Source organism: Zoogloea sp. LCSB751, assembly GCF_002028455.1.
In the GTDB taxonomy this organism is placed as follows: Bacteria; Pseudomonadota; Gammaproteobacteria; order Burkholderiales; family Rhodocyclaceae; genus Zoogloea.
Window position 1 is genome coordinate 1 of the sequence record NZ_MWUM01000696.1, and the last position, 231, is coordinate 231.

Here is a 231-nt window from a genome sequence, read left to right on the forward strand (position 1 = left end):
CGCCAACAAGGATTCCAAGGTGATCCCGACCCAGCGCGATCTGCTGGCCGGTATCGTCACCAAGCATTACGCCACCAGCCACATGCTGCCCCGCGACGTGGTGCAGGCTCATGAGAGCGGTGATCTGCACTTTCACGATCTCGACTACTCTCCCTTCTTCCCCATGTTCAACTGCATGCTGATCGACCTGAAGGGGATGCTGACCCACGGCTTCAAGATGGGCAACGCCGA

The 231-nt window shown here is 58.9% G+C and carries 1 protein-coding gene; it reads left to right on the top strand.

The genetic code is table 11. From position 1 onward, the window contains the following. The coding region (gene nrdD / locus B4920_RS28225; protein ID WP_305847148.1) for an anaerobic ribonucleoside-triphosphate reductase at positions 1–231 on the top strand (231 nt) is incomplete at both ends.